Annotated in this window: 20 protein-coding genes and 1 pseudogene; 10 read left to right on the top strand and 11 right to left on the bottom strand. The window is 70.4% G+C overall.

Features of this window, described 5'->3' with window-relative positions; all coding sequences use genetic code 11:
- The first annotated feature begins 56 nt into the window (after positions 1 to 56).
- The 4 genes from IGA62_RS01320 to IGA62_RS01305 are packed head-to-tail and all read left to right on the top strand — an operon-like array spanning position 57 to position 3382.
- Positions 57 to 380, top strand: coding sequence for a hypothetical protein (locus IGA62_RS01320; RefSeq protein ID WP_145816959.1), 324 nt, complete (start codon positions 57 to 59; stop codon positions 378 to 380).
- A gap of 4 nt (positions 381 to 384) precedes the next feature.
- Positions 385 to 1668, top strand: a complete 1284-nt coding sequence (locus IGA62_RS01315) for a WXG100 family type VII secretion target (protein ID WP_145816961.1) — start codon at positions 385 to 387, stop codon at positions 1666 to 1668.
- A complete protein-coding gene (locus tag IGA62_RS01310; protein ID WP_145816963.1) occupies positions 1659 to 2978 on the top strand; it encodes an alpha/beta hydrolase in 1320 nt (439 codons plus the stop codon). Before IGA62_RS01315 ends, IGA62_RS01310 begins: the two co-directional genes overlap by 10 nt.
- The gene (locus IGA62_RS01305) at positions 2975 to 3382 is read left to right on the top strand and encodes a hypothetical protein (RefSeq protein WP_145816965.1); all 408 of its coding nucleotides are present in this window, start codon (positions 2975 to 2977) and stop codon (positions 3380 to 3382) included. The genes IGA62_RS01310 and IGA62_RS01305 overlap by 4 nt, the downstream gene beginning before the upstream one ends.
- A gap of 26 nt (positions 3383 to 3408) precedes the next feature.
- On the opposite strand, the gene IGA62_RS01300 is transcribed toward IGA62_RS01305, so the two are convergent.
- The 3 genes and pseudogenes from IGA62_RS01300 to IGA62_RS29870 form a co-directional block, all read right to left on the bottom strand.
- Positions 3409 to 4650, bottom strand: a complete 1242-nt coding sequence (locus IGA62_RS01300; RefSeq protein ID WP_145816967.1) for a S8 family serine peptidase — start codon at positions 4648 to 4650, stop codon at positions 3409 to 3411.
- Positions 4647 to 5909, bottom strand: a complete 1263-nt coding sequence (locus tag IGA62_RS01295; RefSeq protein WP_145816969.1) for a sensor histidine kinase — start codon at positions 5907 to 5909, stop codon at positions 4647 to 4649. The genes IGA62_RS01300 and IGA62_RS01295 overlap by 4 nt, the downstream gene beginning before the upstream one ends.
- 303 nt (positions 5910 to 6212) lie before the next feature.
- Positions 6213 to 6418: pseudogene (locus tag IGA62_RS29870) on the bottom strand (uridylate kinase); the annotation flags it as partial.
- Between the two features lie 64 nt (positions 6419 to 6482).
- On the opposite strand from IGA62_RS29870, the gene IGA62_RS01285 reads away from it, so the two are divergent.
- On the top strand, positions 6483 to 7421 hold the full coding sequence (locus IGA62_RS01285) for a hypothetical protein (protein WP_145816971.1): 939 nt from the start codon (positions 6483 to 6485) through the stop codon (positions 7419 to 7421).
- On the opposite strand, the gene IGA62_RS30840 is transcribed toward IGA62_RS01285, so the two are convergent.
- The gene (locus IGA62_RS30840) at positions 7379 to 7819 is read right to left on the bottom strand and encodes a WD40 repeat domain-containing protein (protein ID WP_198501186.1); all 441 of its coding nucleotides are present in this window, start codon (positions 7817 to 7819) and stop codon (positions 7379 to 7381) included. The two genes, IGA62_RS01285 and IGA62_RS30840, sit on opposite strands and share 43 nt — an antisense overlap.
- Before the next feature lie 44 nt (positions 7820 to 7863).
- A complete protein-coding gene (locus IGA62_RS29535) occupies positions 7864 to 8211 on the bottom strand; it encodes a hypothetical protein (RefSeq protein WP_198501185.1) in 348 nt (115 codons plus the stop codon).
- A gap of 67 nt (positions 8212 to 8278) precedes the next feature.
- Between IGA62_RS29535 and IGA62_RS29865 the strand changes: the two genes are divergently transcribed.
- Both IGA62_RS29865 and IGA62_RS29860 read left to right on the top strand, forming a co-directional pair.
- Entirely contained in the window at positions 8279 to 8602 is a 324-nt protein-coding gene (locus IGA62_RS29865; protein ID WP_186499781.1) for a hypothetical protein, read from the top strand.
- Between the two features lie 125 nt (positions 8603 to 8727).
- Complete coding sequence (locus IGA62_RS29860; protein WP_232624843.1) at positions 8728 to 8988, top strand: MerR family DNA-binding protein; 261 nt, start codon at positions 8728 to 8730, stop codon at positions 8986 to 8988.
- Here IGA62_RS29860 and IGA62_RS01270 read toward each other — a convergent pair.
- Together IGA62_RS01270 and IGA62_RS01265 are read right to left on the bottom strand one after the other, a co-directional pair.
- Positions 8954 to 10831: a serine hydrolase domain-containing protein gene (locus IGA62_RS01270; protein ID WP_145816973.1), complete on the bottom strand. Its 1878-nt coding sequence runs from the start codon at positions 10829 to 10831 to the stop codon at positions 8954 to 8956. The two genes, IGA62_RS29860 and IGA62_RS01270, sit on opposite strands and share 35 nt — an antisense overlap.
- A 10-nt stretch (positions 10832 to 10841) precedes the next feature.
- Positions 10842 to 12662 (bottom strand): glycoside hydrolase family 3 protein, encoded by a 1821-nt coding sequence (locus tag IGA62_RS01265; RefSeq protein ID WP_232624842.1) that lies wholly within the window; start codon positions 12660 to 12662, stop codon positions 10842 to 10844.
- 176 nt (positions 12663 to 12838) lie between these two features.
- On the opposite strand from IGA62_RS01265, the gene IGA62_RS01260 reads away from it, so the two are divergent.
- On the top strand, positions 12839 to 13717 hold the full coding sequence (locus IGA62_RS01260) for an endonuclease/exonuclease/phosphatase family protein (RefSeq protein ID WP_145816976.1): 879 nt from the start codon (positions 12839 to 12841) through the stop codon (positions 13715 to 13717).
- Between the two features lie 269 nt (positions 13718 to 13986).
- On the opposite strand, the gene IGA62_RS01255 is transcribed toward IGA62_RS01260, so the two are convergent.
- The 3 genes from IGA62_RS01255 to IGA62_RS01245 form a co-directional block, all read right to left on the bottom strand.
- Positions 13987 to 15279 (bottom strand): exo-beta-N-acetylmuramidase NamZ family protein, encoded by a 1293-nt coding sequence (locus tag IGA62_RS01255; RefSeq protein WP_145816978.1) that lies wholly within the window; start codon positions 15277 to 15279, stop codon positions 13987 to 13989.
- Positions 15280 to 15640: 361 nt separating this feature from the next.
- Positions 15641 to 19900 (bottom strand): nSTAND1 domain-containing NTPase, encoded by a 4260-nt coding sequence (locus IGA62_RS01250; RefSeq protein ID WP_145816980.1) that lies wholly within the window; start codon positions 19898 to 19900, stop codon positions 15641 to 15643.
- Positions 19890 to 20201 (bottom strand): CU044_2847 family protein, encoded by a 312-nt coding sequence (locus tag IGA62_RS01245; RefSeq protein ID WP_145816982.1) that lies wholly within the window; start codon positions 20199 to 20201, stop codon positions 19890 to 19892. Before IGA62_RS01245 ends, IGA62_RS01250 begins: the two co-directional genes overlap by 11 nt.
- Before the next feature lie 353 nt (positions 20202 to 20554).
- On the opposite strand from IGA62_RS01245, the gene IGA62_RS01240 reads away from it, so the two are divergent.
- Positions 20555 to 21148 (top strand): DinB family protein, encoded by a 594-nt coding sequence (locus IGA62_RS01240; RefSeq protein ID WP_232624841.1) that lies wholly within the window; start codon positions 20555 to 20557, stop codon positions 21146 to 21148.
- Between the two features lie 295 nt (positions 21149 to 21443).
- Positions 21444 to 21569, top strand: a complete 126-nt coding sequence (locus IGA62_RS30520) for a hypothetical protein (RefSeq protein ID WP_269780479.1) — start codon at positions 21444 to 21446, stop codon at positions 21567 to 21569.
- Positions 21570 to 21627: 58 nt separating this feature from the next.
- Here the strand turns inward: IGA62_RS30520 and IGA62_RS01235 are convergent, their stop codons facing one another.
- Positions 21628 to 21999 (bottom strand): winged helix-turn-helix transcriptional regulator, encoded by a 372-nt coding sequence (locus tag IGA62_RS01235; protein WP_145816984.1) that lies wholly within the window; start codon positions 21997 to 21999, stop codon positions 21628 to 21630.
- Between the last annotated feature and the right edge of the window lie 65 nt (positions 22000 to 22064).

Raw genomic sequence — 22064 nt, 5'->3', positions numbered from 1 at the left:
CCGCCCCGCTGGCCGGCGTAGTTCCCAGCCGAGCTCCGAGACAGGAGAGCGCGACGATGTCCCACGAGGAGTCGTTCCGGGTCCACCTCGAATCGCTGCTGGCGTTCGCCCGCGAGTTGGAGGACCAACTGGAAGCGATGCGCAAGCCGACGGACGGCCTCGGCCAGTTGCGCATCCGGCCGGTCCGGCTCGGCGACTTCGGCGAAGCGGCGTCACTGGCCGAGCGACACCGGGCCGCCGCCGAACAGATGCACGAACTGCTGCACACCGTGCGGGAGGCGATCGCCTTCGCCAACGACGTGACCCGCATGATCGCGGACGGGTACGCCGACTACGACAGCGGCGTCGCCACGTCCTTCCGGGCGCACGGAAGGGACTGACACGATGTCGCGTGGACGCGGCCGGGCGCGTAGCGAATTCAGCCAGTACAGCCACCAGGAACTCGTGCGAATGCTGCACGCCGGCGAACCGAGGTCGGTGACCGAGGCGGCGGAGGGCTGGGGAGCCGCCGGCACCGCACTGCACGAGCGCGCCGGCGACATCGAGCGCCAGCTCCGCGAGTTCGAGCAGTGGTGGGACGGCGGCGCCGCCCGGCAGTACAAGTTGATGATCAATGACCTGACCTCGGGTATCCGGCAGGTGGCCAGCACCGCGTTCGCGGTGCGTGACCTGGCCTACTCCTCTGCCGAGGCGCTCACGACGGCCCAGAAGTCGATGCCCGCCCCGGTCGCCGTGCCCGATCTCGCTCCCTCCGTCATCGCTGCCGCGACCACGCCCCTGGTCGTACCCGCGGACACGCCGGCCAGCACGGTCGACACGCTCCGCCAGCACCAGGCCGAGGCAGCCGCCGAGGTCCAGGCCCAGCAGCGGGCACAGGCCGCCTCGGACGCGGCTCACCAGCAGGCGGTGCAGGTGATGACCACCCTCGCCACCGAGTACGTCACCGACGAGGACGCGATGCCGGTCACCCCGAGCGCCGCGTCTCGACCGGTCACCGGCGCGCCGATCGAGGAGCCACCGCCGACCACGCCACCGTCACCACTGGTTCCGCAGTCCGGTGGCGGCCTGCCGGCCGGGACTCCCGTCGACCCGGTCACGACGCCGGTCGACCCGGGCCCGGTGCCGCCGGCGACCCAGCCCCGGCCGCTGTTCGGCACGATGTTCACCGCCGGGTTGGCCGCAGCCGCCGCCGCGCTGGGCGGGCGGTTCACCAGCGTGCCGCCGGGGCTGGGGGCCAAGCCGAAGGACGAGAAGAAGGACTCCGCCCCGGTGGCCGCGGCCGACGACAAGGCCGCCGGCAGCGGCGCCCGGATCCCCGCCGGCGGTGTGGGCGGCGGCGGTGGTGTGGGCGGCGGCGGTGGCGGCGTCGACATGTCGCCGGTGGCGAACCAGTCCTTGGCTGGTCAGGCCGGCAGCCCGACGGCGAGCGGGCTCGCCGGAGCCGCGGGGGCCGCGGCCGGGGTGGCCGCGACCAAGGGCATGACCGGCGGCTTCATGCCGGCGATGCCCTTCGCCCCGATGGGCGCGGGCGACGCCGCCGGCAGCCGGCGCATCCCACCCTGGCTGGTCGAGACCGAGGATGTGTGGGGCGAGCAGTCGGTGGTGACGCCGGCGGTGATCGGCGAGGAGCCTGAGGCGGGCCAGCCGGGGACCCGGTCATGGAGGTGACCGCCACCGGGTTCCGCGCCGTTCCGACCGCACTGGACGCCGCGGTGGCCGAACTCACCGGGAGCGCCGACCGGTTGACCGCCATCCGCGGGCGACTCGACACGCCGGCCATCGACGGCAAGGCATTCGGGTTGGTGCCGCAGTCCCAACGCGCCATGCAGGCACACGGCACCAGCCTGCAGCTCAGCAGCACCGAGCTGGAGTCGGCGTCGACGCAGACCCGGCGGTTGGCCACCGGGGTGACCGCTGCGGTGACCAACTACCGGCGTGGCGACACCCAGGCCAGCCAGGCGTTCCGGCAGCTACTGGGTGGGCTGTCCGGCGGCACCACGCTGGCCGCCGGCGGGGCCGCCGCGCCCGCCGGCACCGCCCCGTTCGGCGCCCGGATCGCGGCCAACCGTTCGGCGATCACCGCCGAGTTGGCCGCCGAACGGCAGCGCCTGGCCACCTATCAGACCCAGCTCACCGGAGATCCGGGCGCCGACCACCAGCTGCGCGAGAGCATCACCCGGTCGCAGGCGCGCATCGACCTGTACGAGAACGTCATCGCCGAGCACCGCCAGATCCTCTCGTTCGACCCGTCCGGTGACGGATCGATGGTCGAGTTGGTCGGCAACATCGACGCGGGCACCCGCAACGTCGCGGTGTTCGTCCCGGGCACCACCTCCGAACTGGCCAACTTCGAGCGGTACCACGACGGTGCGGTCGGCTTCGTCGACGCGGCCCCGCGCCGGGACCTGGCCATGGTCGTCTGGATGGACGGTGACCTGCCGTCCAACCTGTTCCCGCAGGCGCCATCGGCCAGCTACGCCGACGACCTCGGGCCTCGACTCGCCGACTTCTCCCGTGAACTGCGTGCCGAGATCGCCGGCTCCGCCGCGGCCGGCAACGACGTGCAGGTCACCTTCGCCGGCCACTCGTACGGCGGTGCGGTGGTCGGCACCGCAGAGCAGCACGGGTTGGACGCGGACCGGATCCTGCACATCGAGTCGGCGGGCATGGGTCACCACGTGGACGGTCCGGAGGACCTGCGTCCGGCCCAGCCCGATGTGCAGCGGTACTCGATGACCGCGCCGGGCGATCCGATCGCCTGGATCCGGGACATCAACATCGGCAACTGGGGGCACGGGGCCGACCCCGACGAGTTCCCGGGTGTGATCAGGCTGGAGACCGGCAACTACGCCGACGGCCGACCGCTGGAAGGCGTTTCCGCCCACTCCGACGTGCTGACCTACCACAGTGACGCATGGTGGAACATCTATCAGGTGTTCACCAACGGTCCGCTGGTGACGGTACCGTCGGCGCCGTGACCAAGCCGATCGACTTCGCGCCACTGGCCGCCGTCGCCGAGCCGCTGCGGGCCGTGCTGGACAGCATTGCCGCGCGGTTCGGCGCCGACGTCCGGATCAGCCGGGACGAACAGCTCGACTGCGATCCGTTCCGGCCGGCCGGCGTGCCGAGCGAGTCGGTGCGCTGGGAGTACAACCTCCGGGTGCCCACCCCGCCCGACGCCGTCGAGATCCTGCTGTCCGAGGTGGTGCCGCAGTTGGGTGCGGACGGTTGGCGGGCCACCGACCGCAGCGGCGCGACCGAGGTGGCCTACCAGTTCCAGCGGGACGGGGCGAACCTCGGCGTTCACATCTCCCGCGACGGCACCGGCGAGGTGGTCGTGGGCGGCTCCAGTCCCTGCGTACCGACAATCGAGGTGCCGTAGTACCGGCACGGCAGGGGTGGGGCCGGTCAGCCGCCGGGTCGCCATCCGCGGGCCCGGCCCCGACGCGTCACGGCCGTACCGATCCCGACCAGCAGCGCCGCCACGAGTCCCGCCGACGCCAGCGGCAGCACCACCGGATGCACCTCGGAACCGCGATCCGCACCGGCCGCGGCGACCGGCTGCGCGCTCGCGGCCGCAGCTGCCGGTGGGTCCTCGACACCCTCGGCGGCCACTGCCCGGTACGGGTCCACCATTCCCCAACCGAGCTGCGGGTGGTGCCCGTCGACGGCGGTCCGCTGCGCGGTCGACGTGATCCGCCGCACCACCTCGGCGGCGCTGAGTTCCGGCCGGTAGGACCGCAGCAGAGCGGCCGTACCCGCCACGTACGCCGCCGCGTAGGCCGGATCGTCGACGATGGGTGAATGTCCCAGCCGGCCGTCCGCTCCGGCGGAGAGGCTCAGCAGTTGTCTTCCCGGGGCGGACACCCCGATGTGGTCACCGGATTCGGTGGAGGCCACCGCGCCGTCCGGCCCGAACGCGCCGACCGCCAGCACCCCGGGCAGCGCGGTCGGGTAGCTGGTCGCCCCCTGGCTCCGCGGGCCGGAGGCGGCCGGCGACACCACCACGATGTCGGCCGCGATCGCCCGTGCGGTGGCGGCCCGCAGCTGGGCGGTGTTCCTCGTCGCCGGCAGTACCACGTAGATCACCCGGGCGCGGGCGGTGACCGCGACGTTGATGGCAGCGGCGAGTCGGTCGGGGTCGACGGCCCCGTTGCCCTGCCTGGTGCTCTGGGTGTAGCGAACCGGGAGCACGGACACCCCGGGAGCCAGGCCGGCGAAGGTGGTGTCGTCGTGTGGCCGGGCGGCGATCAGGCCGGCGGCGAACGTGCCGCGGCCGTCGCAGTCGTCGGTGGCCCCGCCGCTGTTGTCCAGGACGTCCCGACCAGCCTCGACCTGGCCTGGACGGAACTGTGCGTTACGGGCGTCGACGCCGGTGCCGAGCACCGCGGTCCGCACCCCGGAACCCGTGCTCAGTGGCCACACCCGGCGCGGCCCGAGCAGTTCGATCGCCCACGGGGTGCCTGCGGTGTGCACTCCCACCGGGCTGGCGCAGCCGGCCGGCGCCCCGTAGCGGGCCGGCGCGGCGGCCACCGGCAGCGCCCCGAGCAACGCGCCGACGAGGCCCGCCAGCGCGCCAAGAGCGGGTCGCGTGCCAACCCGCCGGGCCGTCGTGCCGCCGCCGTGCTCGGGACTGCTCAACCGGATCATGCCGGCACCCGCAGCGTCACCCGGGTGCCGCGACCAGGCCAGGACTCCACGGTCACCTTGCCACCGACCTCGCGCAGCCTGGCCACGATCGACTCCCGGATGCCGAATCCGGGTCGGCCGGCGACGTCGAATCCGCAACCATGGTCGCGGACCACGACGACCAGGGCGCTGCTCTCCTCGTCGGCGCGGACCACCGCGTCACCGGTCCCGGCGTGCTTGGCGACGTTACCCAGCGCCTCCCGGACCCCGCCGAGGACCGCCTCCCGGTAGGGGCCGGACATCCGGCTGCCGGCGTCGGCGGCCACCGTCAACCGCACCCGCAGCCCGCGTCCCGCGAGCTCCTCGGCCAGTTCGGCCAATCCGTCGGCGAGCGGGTTGTCCCTGCCGCCACCGGGTTCGTCGAGCATCCTGCGCAGCCGAGCGGCCTGGGCCCGGGCCGTGGCCCGCACCTGGGCGAGCTGCGTCGCCGCCGCGGTCTCGTCCGCCGCGCTGTGCAGGGCGACCGCTTCCAGGGTCTGCAACACCGTGTCGTGCAGCGACCGCAGCCACCGGGCCCGCTCGGCCTCCCGACCGGCCCGTATCCCGTACGACATGGCCAGGTGCAGGCTCAGCCCACAGATCACCAGCGCCGCCAACGCGACCACCACCGCCAACGCGAGCCACCCGGCCCGGCCGGCCAGCGTTGCCGTGTCCGCGGCGGCGCCGAATGCGACCGTCACCATCTGGACCGGCATCGACACCAGCACGGCGAGCACGCCACCGACCAGGCCGTACGCGCCGGTCACCAGGACCACGGCACCGGCCAGGTACGGCCAGAACACCTCGGTGTGCGGTGCGACCGCACTCACCGCCAGAGCCACCCCGTACGACACCGCGAGGTCGACCAGCACCGCCCCGCGTACGTGTTCGAGGTCCACCGTCGGCCGCCGGTGGGCCGCGACGATCGCCGCGACGTTGGCGGTCAGCAGCAGCGCCGCGACCGGCAGCAGAGTAACCAGCGCCACCGGCTTGGCCAACGTCACGAGCAGGCCCATGGCGACGGGCAGGACGCACACCCGGTATGCCAGAGCACCGAGCAGCAGGCAACGCGAGGTCTGGCGATGCAGGGCGGCAGCGGCGTCGTCGACCGGTCCGAGGTCGTCCACGGAGGCCGTCACCGTCCATGCCGGAGGCCGCCGCGGTGAGGCAATCCCCGTCACGGCGACGCGGGCCAGCAGCGCGAACACCATGGCCGGCATGTCGACGGTGTCGACTGCCACGGATCCTCCCGCGCTGCGCCGACCAATGCCCACGTGTCAGCTCCTTGTCCACATCACGGACCGCGCGTCGCGACTGGCCCCCACGAGGATCTCGGCCAGTTTCCCGACATTCGACCTCTGGATCAAGAGCTGACCACCCATTGATCCATGCCGCTTGTCCGCAGCTCGCCGCTCGGCCGGACGCCGGCATGCCCGCGCGATCGGCGTGGCGTGACGCGTCCCCGGTGCGCCCGGTCAACCGCCCAGGGCGAGGTCCGCCACGTCGGCGGGGACGTGGAGGGTGGTAGCAACGGTTGAGGAGGCATCCACGGTCTTGTCGAGCGCGGTCGACACGAAGACGCGCAGGTGCCACCGGTCGATCAGTTCTGGGCGCATGAGGAAGACGCCGTCGAAGACCAGCACGGCGTCGGCGGGGCAGTCGTGACCGGTGGGGACAGTGCGGTATCCGCGGTGTGGTCGTAGACCGCGTGTTGGAAGCGTCGGTTCCCGTCCGGGCCGAGCGGATCGAGCGAGCGTGACCAGTCGTGTCGATGCCCGGCTACTCTGGACGCGGTGGCAAGGGGGTACCGGGGCATGGATGACGCAGGCCGCACCGCCGACGCCGGAGACGCCCCGACCGGTCCCCGCGGTGACCGGCCGGGCGGTCGGCCCGCCCGACCGGTCGCCGCCATGCTCACCGCAGCCCTCCTCGTCCTGGCCTCGACGGCCACCTGGTACATCGAGCGGCGGACCGACTCGCTGGAGCAGCAGCGGCGTCAGGACGAGCGGGCCCTGTTCGAACGGGCGTGCAACGACCCGATCTCCGCCGCGGCCATGGTGATCAACATGCCGACCTTCGCCAGCCGTTGCCCGGTGGGGCTGCGACACCTGCTCTCGATACCGGTCGACGAGGTCCGCCCGGGCCCGGCGTTGGTCGACGCCTACCTGAACCGGCTGTTCGTCCTGCTCGGCGCCCAGGTCCCCGGCGGCGACGTCGGGCCGTATCTCACCGCGTTGCACCGCGACGACGACCACGCCGCCGCCCTCCGCGCGGCGAACCGGGCCGTCCGGTCCTGCCGGGCGGTGCTGCCGACCGGCCCGCCCACGCCCGCCCCGGACGCTTCCGGGCCACCGGCGGGCTTCTGGGACGACCCGCAGCACATCGAGGTACGCCCGCAACGCTCGACGGTGCGGGTGAACGGCGCGCCGGGCGGCGCCACGGTGATCGACGTCCGGGTGGTCGAGACGACCCCGTCCTGCCTGACCCGGCCACCGGAGGAGGTGCCGGTGCCCCGGTACATCGGCACCACCGCCCTGAACCTGTCCTTCAGCCCCGGCACCGGGCCGAACGGGCAACAGGTGTGGCTGCTCGACCGCATCAACGCCTGCCCGGTGCACCCGGACCCACTGGCCTCGGCCTCGATCGTCGACACCGACTCGATGATCCGGCACAGATCGATCCGGGCAAGTGCGACCGACTCCCTCTTCGCCTACGCCGGGAGCACTTGCCCATCGCCGCCCAGCCCGCGGTGAGCCACCCCCGGACCAAGCACAGCACCGGCGCATCGCCGACGATCACCTGGTAGGTGTGGATGTCGGCGACGGTGAGGGTGGGCATCCGCTCCCGCCGAGGCCGCCGGCCGACTCACCGCGCCCGACACCACCGCGGCCCCCGGCCCCACCTCGAACCGGCAGGTGCCGATGACGTGCCAGAACTGGCCGCCTGGGTCGCCGTCCAGCTTGTACCGCCCGTCCGGGCTGACGGCGGCCCAGCCGTCGGGCAGGCCGATCAGGGTGGTGCGCAGCTGTGCGTGCTCGGGGTCCGCGACGTCCCACAGTCGGACGGTGCCGTCGTCACCGGCGCTGGCGAGGATGCTGCTGTCCGGGCTGAACGCGCAGGACCAGAGCCGGCCGGTGTGCTCGGTGAGCACCTGCCGTGTGGGGCGGGGCGGCGATCCTTGCAGTTTCGAACCGCTCAGAAGTCGATCCAGTACTCGCCCCACACCTCGACGGCCGGCATCGGTTCCCAGGGATAGACGGAGGACCGACACTCGGCAATGGACGTACGGGAGTATTCCATCTCCTCGGTGAAGCCGTAGACAGTCTGCCCGTCGGAGCACCGCGCCACCGCTCTGTGCAAGCCGTGCCCTCTCGTGCAGGAGGTCGCCGAGCTGTAGACGAAGCCCTGGTGCGTGTAGACGTCGAGGTAGCAGCCGTCAGGCGGGGTCGTCGTGAAGGAGGGGGCGGCCTGAGCGGGCTGGGCGATGGCCACGGTGCCGACCACCAGCGCTGCGGTCAGTGCCGATGACAGTGTGCGTCCCACAGGGGTTTCCTTCCTTGTCCGGATCGGAGGTAGCGCCAGGAAAGCGCTTTCCAGATCCATAGGGTAAGTGATCCACGGTGGTCAATGGAAGGTCTTCGCGGCCGCCGCGCCACGCCGGCGGATGGCGGTCACCCCAGCGGACCGGCTCGGCTCGGTCGTCGGCAGTTGGGCGGCCACCACGCGACTGGTTCACCCGATAGCCATCGGGGCGGTAGGTCTCCTGGCGGAGATCCTGGGTGCACGCACCGCACTCGCGGTCGGTGCCGGACTGGGGGCGTTGAGTGTCCTTCCGCTGCTGAGTCGGTCGTTCCGCGATCAATCAGGCCAGGACGCCAACGGGGATAGCGCCACCACAGGTGACGACGCGAAGGTCATCCTCGCGCAACAGTAGTGACACGACGAGTCACGACAGCCCCGCCGCGGACGCTGAGCGGCCGGTCGGCATCCGGACCAACTGACCACAGCCGGACCCGTTGGCCAACCAGCGCCTGACGTGCCAGCAAAGGAAAAGGAAGGGTGACCGACACCGTTGCTCTGCTCACCGTGATCAAGGCGGCGCAGCGGCTCGGGTTCACCCTCGACGAGGTCGCCGACCTCCTCGACGCCGGCCGTCGCCGGCACCACCCCGCCCCAGTGCCCGCCGGGTGGCGGCCGCCGGCGGCGGTGCAAGCCGCGGTGGCGGGGGCCGCATCGACTCCGGCCGGACCGAGCCCCACGACTCTGGATGGAGACCTCCGCTACGTCAGTCGCGGGCGGGTGACCATCCGTCGGCGATGAGTCGGGAGTCGTCGCCACCCTCGCCGTGAAAGAGCACTCCGTCCCGGTCCGTTGCGATGATCTGGTCGACGTAGACTCCGCGGCCCTGGCTGGAGCTGTCGGTCGTGCTGCTCCAGCGCAGGTGGGTCGCCTGGTCGGGCAGCTCGACCGTGACCTGCCACCAGACCCGGCCGCCGTAGCCGGTGACCGTGCCGTCGCTGGTCCACCGTCGGTCCCCTTGGTGTAGCAGCATCCGCCCCGGAGCCCAGGTGTGTCCTCCGTCCGTGGAGACCTCGAACCGGGCGCTGTCGTAGCGGGGCTCGGTGTCGTACCACAGTAGGAAACTCGCTGTCCCGCCTCGCGCCGCACGACGCAGCGGTGCGGTGAGTGTGCTCGTCGCGCGGTCGCGCGGGTCTGCCCGCCAGGCCTCGCGTGACCGGGGGCGCACCGGCATCGCCTCGGCGAGGTCGCGCGCGACCGCGCGTCGGGCGATGTTGTTGCTGCCCCAGCCGCGGTCGGGGTGCACCCGGTTGCTGAGCAGGATGACGAACGAGTGGGAGAGCGGGTCGATGACGATGGAGGTGCCGGTGAAGCCGGTGTGCCCGAAGGTCACGGGGGAGGAGAGCCCCATCATGTACCAGTGCTTGTTGAGCTCGAAGCCGAGTCCGCGGCGGCTTTCCGGATCGGCCGACTCCAGCCGTGCGTTGTAGTTGACCAACATCGCCCGTACCGTGTCGTCCCGCAGAATCCGCTGCCCACGGTACGTACCGCCATTGAGTAGTGCCTGGCAGAGGACGGCGAGGTCCGCCGCGGTGGAGAAGATGCCGGCATGCCCGGCCACGCCACCGAGCGACCAGGCGTTCTCGTCGTGTACCTCGCCCCAGACCATGCCGCGCCCGGCGTACGGCTGGTACTCGGTCGCCGCGATGCGCGACCGCAGCTCCGGCCCCGGATTGTAGCCGGTGTCGGTCATGCCGAGCGGCCCGGTGACGCCGTCACGGACCAGTTCGGCCAACGGTCGGCCGGTCACCCGTTCCAGCAGTACGCCGAGTGTGATTAGCCCGAGGTCGGAGTAGATGTACCGGGTGTCGGGCGGCGCCGTGAGCGGCGTGGCGAGCGTGGCGGCGATCCGCTCGGCCGGCGTCGGGTACCTGCTCCACAGTGCCGTGAACGCGGGCAGCCCCGAGGTGTGGGTGAGCAGCATGCGTACGGTGACGGTCTCCTTGCCGCCGGCCGCGAACTCCGGAACGTAGTGGGCGACCGGCGTGTCCAGCCCCACCCGTCCCCGCTCGACCAGCTGCATGGTGACGATCGCGGTGAACAGCTTCGACACCGACGCCATGTCGAAGATGGTGTCGGGCCGCATCGGGATCTGCTGGTCGGCGGGAAGCTCCACCCCGACCAGCCCGGGTGCCGGTCCGACCGCGGCGTACCGCACCGCTGTTCCCACGGCGGCGTGCTGCACGATCACACCGTCCTTGGCCGCCAGGACCACGGCACCCGCGTACGTGGGATGACCGGGGTGGTCCGGGGTCGGCTGCAGATATGCCGCCAGGTCGGCGGGGAGGCGATCCACCTCCCCGGGAAGCAGGCCAACCTCGCGGGCGCTTCCGGGCCGCAGCGTGTCGTCACGGAACTGGATGTCGGCGGGGGTGACGGCCGGCGGTCCGGACTCGACCGAGGGCGGCGCGGCGGTGACGGGGGCCCCGGTGGCTGGCATCCCCGCACCCAGAAGAGCCAGGGTCACGCCGAGCGCGACCCTGCGGCGGAGCAGCGGGCGGGAGGACGCGGTGGCTCTCCTCCCCGCACCGGTGCCGAGCGTTCCCGCAGTGACCACATCGGTGGAGAGGTTCCTACGCGGCATGCGTCGCCTCCTACCAGGTCAGGCCGTGGCCGTACGGGTAGAGCACGGTTCCCGCGCCCTCGGCTGTGGGGATCGTGACGGGCAGCCGCCCACTCGGGGACAGTTCGTCGTGCAGCGCGCGGACGAGGGCGTCCATCGCCGCGGCCGTGTACGAGTAGGTCGTCAGGTAGGTGGTCACACCCGGCAGGTACGCGATGTCGTACGGATCCCGGACCGCCACCACCACCACGGGTTTCCCGGTGCCTACCAGCGCCGCGACGAGGCGCCGTTGGGTGCCACGTGGGTCCGTGACGACGTCGTCCCACGCCTTGTTCACCAGCACGACGGTGAGATCATGATCCGCTGCCTTGGCGGCCGTCGCGGCGATCAGCGCGTCGGACGGTAGGGTCGCGGGCTGGGCAGTGGCTCGGGCGCCGCGGGCGGTGAACCCGCCGGCGACCGCCGCGATCGGCGCAAAGGCGGCACTGTTCCAACCAGTGACCAGCACCGACCGGTTCGCGTGGGTCAGCGGCAGCAGCCCGGCGTCGTTGCGGACCGCGGTGAGGGTCGGGTCGGTCACCTGGGCGACGGCGGCGATGTGCTGGGGTGCCCCGACCGTCCGTACCGCCTCGTCGACGTCGGCCATTGGCGACCCGGCCAGCCCCTGCCGGTACTTCATGGCGAGGATACGCCGGACCGACTCGTCGATGCGCTGCTCGGTGAGCTCGCCGGTGGCGACGGCCCGTAGCACCGCGTCTCGCGCCAGCCGGAGGTCCGGCGGCATCAGGAGCTGGTCGGCGCCGGCCTTGAGCGCCAACACCGGCACCCGGTCGTCGCCGTACTTCTGTCGCACGGCGGCCATGTTCAGCGCGTCGGTGACGATGACTCCCCGGAAACCGAGTTCACCGCGCAGCACACCGGTGAGAATCGTCGGCGACAACGTCGCGGGGTCGCCGGACGAATCGAGCGCGGGCACCACGATGTGGGCGGTCATGATCGAATCGACGCCTGCGGCAACCGCCCTCCGGAACGGAGGCGCGTCGATCCGCTCCCACTCCGCCCGGCTGTGGTCGATCACCGGCAGTCCGGTGTGGCTGTCGTCCGCCGTGTCGCCGTGGCCGGGGAAGTGCTTTGCCACCGACGTCACGCCGGCGCCGTCCTCGAACCCGGCGACCTGCGCGGCGGTCAGCTCAGCCACCAGGGCGGGGTCGGCGCCGAAGGACCGTACACCGATCACCGGGTTGTCCGGGTTGATGTTGACATCGGCAATCGGTGCGTACGGCTGGTGGATGCCGACTGCCCGCAGCTCCCGCCCGGTGATCTCCGCCGCCGTGTACGCCGCTCGGGGCGACCGCCCGGCGCCGAGTGCCATCGCCCCGGGAAACTGCGCCGCGGGGGCCGGCATCCGCAGCACCACACCCTGTTCCTGGTCGGTGGAGACGAGCAGCGGCACGCGACCCTTGGCGCCGTCACCGAGGGCGGCCCGCTGGAGCCCGTTGGACAGCGTCGCGATCTGGCGGGGGCTGTCCAGGTTGTGAGACCAGGAGAAGTAGATGACACCGCCGAGGTGGAACCGATCGATGACCTCGGCCGGCGTTTCGACGCCGAACGCGGCCCGGTTGGCGGCGCGGTCGGCTGACGTGGGATCGGCGGCGTCACCGCCGTAGACGTAGGTGGAAAAGAGTTGGCCGACCTTCTGCTCCAGGCTCATGTGCCGCAACGTCGAGGTGACCCAGCCGTGCTCGGCGGCGGGCGGGTACACAGGCTCGGCGTAGGCCTGGACGGGGAGCGGCGTGACGGTGATCGCTAGCGTGGCCATCAGGACGGTCGCGGTGACGAGTCGAGCTTTCATAGACGATGGCCTTTCAATCCGGATGGCTGAAACTTAGCTATCTGTCTATGTGTCGTCAAGGAAGGCCAGCTACGGCTCGCATCCTGTAGATAACCTTCGATATAGACTAGCATCGTGGCGACAACCTTCTCCGTCGGCCACGCTCATGCCGGCGTCACCTGAAAAGAGGGATTGCCATGGCGCGTAGAAGACGATGGTCGGCCCGTGGTGCGGCCGTTCTGGTCAGTGCGATCGCGATGGTGACCGGCCTGCTGCCGGCGGCTCCCGCCGCTGCGGCGAACGCGGTCTTCCAGGCGGCGACGCTGAACATCTACAACGGGCTCAGCCGGGCGGACTTCGAATCCGACCTGCAACTGATCACCTCGAAGGCGGACCTGGTCGGCCTCAACGAGGTGGGGGAGCGGAAGGCCTATCTGCAGGACTGGGCCGCGGCGAACGGCTGGTGGTATTACGCGCCCGAGCCGACGAGCGCCGCGCAGGAAGCCCTGCTGGCCAAGAAGAGCATGTTCGACGTGGTCGACAAGGGGTCGGTCTTCGTGTGCGACACCAACGGGCCGGGGGAGGTGCCGCCCGCCCGCTACAACAACTGGGTCAAGTACCGGCACAAGGCGAGCGGCCGGAACGTCATCCACATCAACGCGCACCTGAACGCCAGCATCGAGAACAACGGCCAGCCGGAGGATCTGCCGCGCACCCGGTGCGCCGAGGAGCAGATCCAGAACATCAAGGACCTGGCCGTCACCATGAAGGACGACGGACAGGTCATCGTCAGCGGCGACCTGAACATCGATTTCAGCGCCGACCGGGCGTACGGGTACGAGAAGTTCCCGTGGAAGGTCTTCGAGGCCAACTCCCTGCCGAACCTGCGCTCCGTCTACAACCTCTACGGGGAGAAGGGCACCGGAACGCACACGTCGGGACGGCACATCGACTACGTCTACTTCTGGAAGCGCGTGCCGGAGCACCAGGTCATGTGGATGACCGACTACAGCATCGTCGGCGGCACGAAGTCCAACCACAACGGCGTCGTGGCGACGTTCGGCATCGAGATGTAGGTCGTCCCTGCGTCCACCACGGCGGGAAAGCTGCGATGGGGGCCGGCCCCGGCCCCGCCCCCATCGCGGCAACCGTCGCGACGTCAGCGCCACATGACGACCCGATGACGAGGGTCAGGGTGGCTGCTCGCCTGCCGGGTGTCGGTAACTGTCGGCGGCTGTCGACGTGGATTCTGTCCGCCCACCGGCCGGGGCGCCTCGCCCAGAGGTTCGCCATCCGGCCGGTGCCCGGCGGTCCGCGACGGGGTGGTGGCCAGTACCGGCCGTGATCAGTAGAGCAGGTAGGGCCGGCGCTGCCGGCCGAAAGCGGCCAGCTCGTCGGCCCAGGCGCCCACCACGTCGTCCACGTCGGCGCCCGCGTCGATCATGGTGCGCAGCCGGGGCGAACCGGTGAGCTTGTCGATCCAGTACGGCCGAACCGCGTCCCACGTGTCCTTCCGCCAGGCGAACGCCGGATACTTCCGCGCCTCCACCAACATGGCCACCCCCGTGCGGATCGGGTCGTAGACGTGGCGGTCCACGACCTTCACCTCGACCCCGGCGCAGAGCTTGTTGAGCAGCGCCGGCTTCTGGCCGGCTGCGGTGGGCGAGAAGTACGCCTCCCGGAACCGCACTCCGGGCAGGTCGCGGGCGTTGAGGCGGTCACTCCAGTGGTAGTCGAAGTCGGTGTCGAGTCCGCCGATCAGCTCGAACGGACGGCAGGTGCCGCGACCTTCGGTGATCGACGCGACGCCCTCGAAGAGGCAGGTACCCGGGTAGACGAGCGCCGTGTCCGTGGTGGGCATGTTGGGGCTGGGCAGCACCCACGGCAGATCGGTGTCGGCCGCCAGCATGTCCCGCTTCCAGTGCCGGCACTGCACCACGTGCAGGTCGACCGGCCGTCCGGCCTCGTCGGGCAGGAACTCGGCGTTGAAGAGACGAGCCAGTTCGCCGACGGTCATGCCGTGCTGCTGCACGATCTCCTTCAGCCCGACACCGGAGGTGTAACCGGCGGTCATCATCGGGCCGTACGCCCGGCCGCCGACCGGGTTGGGCCGGTCGAGTACGACGTACCGCTTGCCGACCCGGGCCGCGGCGAGCATCGAGGTGTACATCGTCCAGATGTAGGTGTAGAACCGGGCGCCGACATCCTGGATGTCGAACACCACCGTGTCCGTCCCGGACCGGGTGAACATGCTCTCCCAGTCGGCCTGCGAGGCGCCGTAGGCGTCGTAGACGGTGATACCGGTCCGGGCGTCCGTGCCGGTGCCCTCGCTGCCGCCGGCCTGGGCCGAGCCCCGGAACCCGTGCTCGGGGCCGAACGCCGCCACCACGTCGACCTCACCCGAGCCGTGCATCAGGTCGACCAGGTGGCGGTAGGAGGAGTCGACGCCGGTCGGGTTGGAGATGACCCCCACCCGCTGCCCGCGCAGGTCCCGGAAGCCGGAGCGGACCAGCACGTCCAGGCCGGTCTCGACCCGGTGGATTCCCGGGGTGGCGCCGGCGGGTGCGCCGGCCAGTGCCCCGGCGAGGGTACCCCCGGTGACCGCGCTGGCTCCGGTGAGGAAGGTTCTGCGCTCCATCGGGTGCCTCCCAAGCCGCTCAATCCATCGAAACTTAGCTACATCCCGCAGGTCGGTCAAGGAAGGAGTCCTACATCGTCTCGCCGGTTGCCGGGAAGATGCATCACCTGCCGGTCGCCACCACCTTCAACGACCGTCAGTCGAGAAACCAGAAGTCGCGATCAGTCGCGTGGTGGCCGGCACGTCGTTGGGGACGGTGGAGGCGGTGCCGAGAGCGATGACGGCAAGGGCTGCGGCGGTTGGACGAGCCGACACCGTCGGAGATCGAGCGATTGGCGGGGCACGGCGGAGCCTTTGCTCGAACCGCCCGACGGGGCGGAAACGACATGCGTGCCCGGCGCGGCATCCGGCTGGGTCCCCGTCAGCATCGTGGGGCCTGGTCCGGATCGTTGCCGGTGGCCTTCCACGCCTCGGTAACCGTCTGGCTGCCACGGAAGGCGGAGCAGGCGTCGGATAGTACCCGCTCGGGATCGGGATCCACGATGCTGACCTGTGAGGACACGCCTGCCACGGCGATCAGCCCGGTACCGGGCTGCACGGCAAGACCGTTCGCGGACTCGGCTGTGCGGACCGCCGCCAGGAAACGGTGTGCGAGGACGTCCCACAGCCGCAGCGATAAGTCGTAGTCGCTGACCGATGCGAGCGTGCCGCTGTTCGGCAGGAAGGCCAGCCCTCTGATCGAACCGTTGTGCCCACTCAACGTGGCGCCGATCTGTCTTCTCGTGGCAACATCCCACAGCCGTATGTTTCGGTCGGTGCCACCGCTTGCCAATACCGTCCCGTCTTTGTTGAACGCCACCGTGGTGGCGAACCCGTGGTTGCCGTCCAGGGTGTGGACCAATGTGCCCGTACGCGCCTCGCGGAGCTCGATTCTCCCGTTGCTCATCGGGACGGCGATCAACCTCCCGTCTGGGGAGAAAGTCACCTCCCCGCCCGGATAGGGATTTTTCGACGCGTCGTCAACTCTGTAGTCGACCCAGATCGGCGCCACGTCGGAGTCGGCGAGATCCCATCGCACCAACCAGTAGGTGATCGGCGTTCTTGCCGTGCCCGAAGACACCGCGTCCACGGAAGGGCCGCCGGTCGCGACCAGGGCCTTGCCGTCCGGACTGAACCGGGCAAAATAAGGTACTACACCTTCGCCGATGATCCCCGGTTTGCCGTGCTGCCAGCTCGTGGTATTCCAGATGAGCACTCTCCCGTCGGCACCTGCCGTGGCCAGGCCGCCGCCGTCCGGCCTGAAAGAAATCGAATGGACCACACCAGGGTTCAGTTCACGGACAACGGACTGTTTGGTTGTGTCCCACAGGCTGACGGCCTTGCCCCGGGTGAATGCCAGCAGCGCGCCATCCGGACTGAACGCCGGGCGGGAGGGCTCATGCGACTGGTCGATCACGTTGGTCTGCGCCCGCCACAGAATCGCCGACCGGTCGAGGCTGCTGCTGAGCACGGTGTGCCCGTCCCGACTGAATTCGACTGACCCGACAGCTTCGGTGTGTCCGACGAAGGCGCGGATGGCAGCGCCGTCGACGACCCGCCACCATTGCACGCTTCTGCTCCGGTTCAAACCGGCGATCACATGTCGGCCGTCCGGACTGAACTCCGCCTCCCTGATGAACTCGTTCCCGCCGGGTGGGCGCAGGACCGGCACACTCGCTGCCCGCCCACTGCGTACGTCCCACAGCCGCACCGTCCCGTCGGCACTGCCGCTGGCCAGCAGCCAGCCGTTCACACTGAAGTCGACGCTTGCCACGTACTTCTCGTGTCCGGTCAGGGCCGCCACCTGACGTCCGGTCGTGGTCTGCCAGACCCGGACACTATTGCCCCCGCCACCGGCCGCGAGCAGCGAGCCGTCCGGGCTGAAGGCGACTCCGATCGCGGTGCCGCCCTTGTCGTAGGTACGTATCCGTCGTCCGGTCTCCACATCCCAGAGCACGATGGTGGGCTCGTTGCGGGTAGCGGTCGCGATCCGGGTTCCGTCCCTGCTGAAAGCGATGCTCACCGCGTCGCCGGGTAGGCTACGCATCAACGTGCGGGTGCGTACGTCCCACAGCCCGATTCGTCGCTCGGCGGGGCCACCACCGCCATGGGCGGCGGCGAGGATGTCTCCGTTCGGGCTGAACTCGACGATCGGGTACTCGCCATCCTTGTCGGTCAACACGGCGGCCGGTCCACGGGTCGTCGTGTCCCACAGCGTGACCGTGCCGTCGGTGGTCGCTGTCGCGGCGAGCGTGCCGTCAGGACTGAGATCCGAATCCCACAGCCGGGCCTGAAGTGGGCCGAGCGTGCCCCGGTAGGGAATGCTCTGCGCACTGAGGAGAGCGCCGCGTGCCTCCTCCGTCGGTGCGGCCTGCCATGCGGCCAACGCCAGCAGCAGCGACCGGCGCGGATCGGTGTCGCGTGCGGTCGACGACTCCGACGAGTACAGCCGGGACAACGCGACGGCACGCTGCTGTTCGGCAAGGTGCCGCTGATCGTCGGCGACCCGCTGCTGCCACACCGCGAGCCCGCCGGCGACCAGGGCGACCACCAACAGGACAGCCAGCGCCACCACCCTTTGACGCAGGCGCCGGTTGGTGCGCCGGTCGACTTCCCGGGCGAACGCTTCCGCCGCCTCGCTCGCCGCGACGAACTCACGTTCGACGTCCGACAGGCCGCTCGTGCGGTCGTCGCGCTCGGCCAGCCAGGCGCGGATGTCGGCCAGCCGGGCGCCCCGGTACAGGACGCCACTGTCCCGGTCCAGGCTCAGCCAGTCGTTCGTCGCATCGGTGAGCCTGCGGTGAACGACGAGGCCAGCCCGGTCCTCGCTCAGCCAGGCGTCCAACCGTTTCCAGGCATGCAACAGGGCTTCGTGGGCGATCTCGGCGGTGTCCTCGTCGACGGTGACCAGGCGGGTGGCGACCAGTCGGTTGAGCACCGTCACCGCGTCGTCGTCGCCACCGGTCAGCTCCGCCTTCGGCATCCGACGGCGGGTGTCGTCGACGCCGACACCGACGGCCACCAGGGCCAGCAGCAACCGCCGCACGATCTGCTGGTCCGGCTCGGACATCGAGGTGAACAGCTTCTCCGCCGCCGTGCTGATCGCGCCCCGTACGCCACCGGATTCCTGGTAACTGGCCAGGGCCATGGTGTTGCCCCGCCGCTTCTTCCAGGTGGCCTCCAACGCGTACGCGAGCAACGGCAGGGTGCCTGGCTGATGGCCGGCGGTGCCGACGACGTCCTCGATCACCCGGTCGACCAGACCCCGCTCGATGTCGAGTCCGACGGCCGCTGCCGGCCCTTCCACCACGCTGCGCAGCTCGGAGGTGGTCATGGGCCCGACGAGGAATTGGTTGTCCTGCAGGATCTCGGCCAGGCCCGGTTCCGCCGCGCAGGAGGAGAAGAAGTCAGCCCGCAGGCTGACGAGCACGAGCGCGCTCGGTGTGGTGTCGTCGTCGGCGACGCTGTGCGCCGCCGCGCGCAGGGCCGCGATGAACGCGGTACGTTCGGCGGCGTCCCGGCACAGCGTGAAGACCTCCTCGAACTGGTCGACGACCAGCACCACCGGCCCGGCGGCGGCGAGGCCCCTCCTGCCCGCGTGCGCGAGCGCCGCCTGGCGGGCCAGCGCCGCGAACCTCACCGGGTCGGCCCGCATCTCGTCCATCGAGGTTCCGACGGAACTGCCCGCCAGTACCGCGAGATGGCTGGCCAACTCGGTCAGCGGACGGGAGCCGGGTGTCAGCCGAACCAACGGCCAGTCCGCGGAACCGGGAACCGGGAACTCGCCACCCGACAACGCGGCCGCGAGCCCCGCCCGCAGCAGGGACGACTTACCCGAGCCGGACACGCCCACCACGAGCAGCGGCAGGCCGCGATCCCTGGCCACCACCAGCCGGGCGACCAGTTTCGCGGTCAGCTCCTGACGGCCGAAGAACCAGTCGGCCTGCCCCTCGGTGAACCCGGCCAGGCCGGGGTAGGGGCAGACCCCCGGCGTGGGCGGTGGGACGTAGTGGGCCTTCTCCCGTGCCCGCACCTCGACACCGACGTCGCGCAGCAGGGGCACCAGGTCTTCGGTTCGCGCGACCCACACCGTGTTCCTGGCCCATACGTCGTCGGTGTTGTACCGGGCCGACACGACACCGACGACGGTGTTGTCGACACCCAGCACCGGGGCACCCGACATCCCCCGCATCACGTCGCCCGCCGTCAGCCGACCCAGCCGCACCCCGCCCCGGGTCGTGCCGCCCGCCCACTGCCCGGCTGCATCCAGGAAGCGGTATTCCTGTTCGTCTGGCAGGTACACCGAGCCGGTGACCGCCACGTGGGCGCGAAGCTCGACGTCGTCCGTGCCGACCACACCCGGCACGACCGCAGGAAGGCTGCTCTCGGCGCGTAGCACACCGAGATCGTGCACCCGGTCGACGTTGATCACCTCGGCCGTGAAGCTGTCCCCGCCGCGCAGCGGATCCACCCGCACCAGCCCGCCGATGTCGCCCGTGTCGGTGGCCGCGCTGACGTTCCGCAGCACATGCCACGCCGTCACGAAGATGCCGGGCGCCACCTGAAAACACGTGCCCTCGGGGTGGCCTGTCGCGTCGAGGATCCGGCCGAGGAAACCCGGAACCCGTCCGTCAGGCGTCACAGGACTGGTGCTCCGCCGTGGCGCGGTAGGTCAGCGTCACCTCCAGGGTCGCCTCACTCGACACGCCCGCGACGATGACGTTGCCCTTCGCCGAGAACTTCAGACCGAACTTGACCTGGACCTCGTCGGGCCGCAGCGACTGTTCTCCCAGTCGGGTGATGGTGCCCACGGTCGAGGTCGCCATGGCGACAATCGCGTCCTGGGCGCGGTCGAACGCCTCCGACGCGGTATCGCGCACCTTCCCACCGGCCCCGGTCTCCTCGGAACCGACCGGGCGGGCCACCTCGACCTGGAGCTCCATGCCCGCCACCGTGACGGGAAGTAGGACCGAACGACCAGTCAACGACGCCTCCCAGACCCGACGAGGCGATTCCCGGACCCCAATCATCTCTGTGAGGTGGCGACCAGAGCACGCCATACCGGCGTATGCCGTACGACCACCATGCCGCGTTGCGGCACCGAACACAAGGGACTCAGTACGGTCGGGCGTCGTCCACGGTGACGGATTCCGGACTTCCTACGGCGATGCTGACGACCTCGTGCACGGTTGCGGATCCTTGAGCATCGATGATTGCCGTTCGTGCCCTTCCATCGGCTCGAGTTGCCCGGACATCGGACTGGCGCCGGCTGTTGCGACGGGTGCAGCAGGACCATATGAACGACGAGACCCACGCTTCTGCCATCGACCGGCGGCGCGCTGGGGTAACCGACCGCAGCTGCTCCTGGGTGGCGGTATGGAATGCTTCGCCCATGCCTTCCTACCCGCCCACCTTCGCCGACCAGGTCGTCGCACAGCCAGCCCGTGTCCAGTTCGAGGCGTTCCTCGACGAGCACCGCGGCGCGCTCAATGGCTGCTTGGACGGGCTGACAGAGGAACAGGTGCGCCGTTCGTTGGTGGCCTCCCGGACCACGCTGCTGGGCCTGGTGAAGCACGCGACTGTCGTCGAGAAGGTCTGGTTCGACGAAGCCGTCACGTGCCGGTCGCGCGCTGAGATCGGCATCCCTGCGACGCCAGACGAGTCGTTCATCCTCGACGACGGCGACACGATCGCCACCGTCCAGCACGCCCACCGCGAAGCCTGCGAAGCATCACGCCGTGCGACGTCGTCCCTGGGTCTGGACGACATCCTTCACGGGAACCGGCGGGGCCCGCTTCCGCTGCGGTGGGTGTATCTCCACGTGCTGCGCGAGCTCGCCCAGCACTGTGGGCACGCGGACATTCTTCGGGAGCAGCTCATCAACGAGTAGTGCGCGGACGTGCCGAATTGATTACACCCGGCATCTACCACGCCGCAGTCACGACATCAAATTTGCTGACCGCCTTGTTTGGACGTCGCATAATCGCCGCATGAGGAAGGAATGGGGACGGTGAGCGACGTTGAGATGAGCTTCGCCGCATGGACGGCGCACGTCACACCCACCTTCTGCTGGATCGGGGTGTCAGCGCAACTTTGTCTCGTGTCCGGGGCGATGTCGTCGACGCCGATCAGGACCTGAGCGCCGTGCAGAGCAGCCTGGCGGACTTCGGGGACCGGTCGCCGCGGTGACGCAGAGCTGGGCGATCGACGCCGAGACCGGGCTCGGCGTCACCCTCCACGCAGCGGCGACGTTGCCGACGGCCGGCTACGACCGCGCGGCCGTGCTCCGCACACTGACCGCACTGCGGTGACCACACCTTTCGGACCCCCTCGGTGGCGACGCGAGCCGGGCCCCCGTCGCCGGAACTCCTACGAGCGAACTGCCGGCCTTGCCGGATCGAGCTGGCTGGACCGTCGGGCCGCCATGATCCGCTGCATGTTGCGGACGCCCCACTCGCCGAGTGGCAACAGCGCCTCGTTGAGCGACTCGCCGAATTCCGTCAACGAGTATTCGACCCTGGGCGGCATTTCCGGGTGTACCTCGCGCCGCACGACGCCATCGGATTCGAGTTGACGCAGCTGCTGGATCAGAATGCGCTCGCTGATCCCCGGCAACGTGCGTCTCAACGCATTGAAACGATATGGTTCGGAATGCAGTGCCCAGAGGATGAGTGCCTTCCATTTGCCGCCCACCACGTCCATGGCGGCATCGACGCCGCATTGATACATTTTCTCATTCATGCAGGAACTCCAAGACTGGTCACCGCTACCGCCAGGTCAGTCTAGCCCGTAACCACCGCGACCCG

The sequence above is a fragment of the Micromonospora sagamiensis genome (assembly GCF_014680085.1).
Taxonomy (GTDB): Bacteria; Actinomycetota; Actinomycetes; order Mycobacteriales; family Micromonosporaceae; genus Micromonospora; species Micromonospora inyonensis.
This window is presented reverse-complemented; position numbering and strand designations above follow the sequence as displayed.

Excerpts from the sequence above, each read along its gene's own strand:
- IGA62_RS01320 (WP_145816959.1), top strand. The coding sequence starts at position 57 with ATGTCCCACGAGGAGTCGTTCCGGGTCCACCTCGAATCGCTGCTGGCG.
- IGA62_RS01315 (WP_145816961.1), top strand. The coding sequence starts at position 385 with ATGTCGCGTGGACGCGGCCGGGCGCGTAGCGAATTCAGCCAGTACAGC.
- IGA62_RS01310 (WP_145816963.1), top strand. The coding sequence starts at position 1,659 with ATGGAGGTGACCGCCACCGGGTTCCGCGCCGTTCCGACCGCACTGGAC.
- IGA62_RS01300 (WP_145816967.1), bottom strand. The coding sequence starts at position 4,650 with ATGATCCGGTTGAGCAGTCCCGAGCACGGCGGCGGCACGACGGCCCGG.
- IGA62_RS01285 (WP_145816971.1), top strand. The coding sequence starts at position 6,483 with ATGGATGACGCAGGCCGCACCGCCGACGCCGGAGACGCCCCGACCGGT.
- IGA62_RS01270 (WP_145816973.1), bottom strand. The coding sequence starts at position 10,831 with ATGCCGCGTAGGAACCTCTCCACCGATGTGGTCACTGCGGGAACGCTC.
- IGA62_RS01265 (WP_232624842.1), bottom strand. The coding sequence starts at position 12,662 with ATGAAAGCTCGACTCGTCACCGCGACCGTCCTGATGGCCACGCTAGCG.
- IGA62_RS01260 (WP_145816976.1), top strand. The coding sequence starts at position 12,839 with ATGGCGCGTAGAAGACGATGGTCGGCCCGTGGTGCGGCCGTTCTGGTC.
- IGA62_RS01255 (WP_145816978.1), bottom strand. The coding sequence starts at position 15,279 with ATGGAGCGCAGAACCTTCCTCACCGGAGCCAGCGCGGTCACCGGGGGT.
- IGA62_RS01245 (WP_145816982.1), bottom strand. The coding sequence starts at position 20,201 with ATGGAGCTCCAGGTCGAGGTGGCCCGCCCGGTCGGTTCCGAGGAGACC.
- IGA62_RS01240 (WP_232624841.1), top strand. The coding sequence starts at position 20,555 with ATGAACGACGAGACCCACGCTTCTGCCATCGACCGGCGGCGCGCTGGG.
- IGA62_RS01235 (WP_145816984.1), bottom strand. The coding sequence starts at position 21,999 with ATGAATGAGAAAATGTATCAATGCGGCGTCGATGCCGCCATGGACGTG.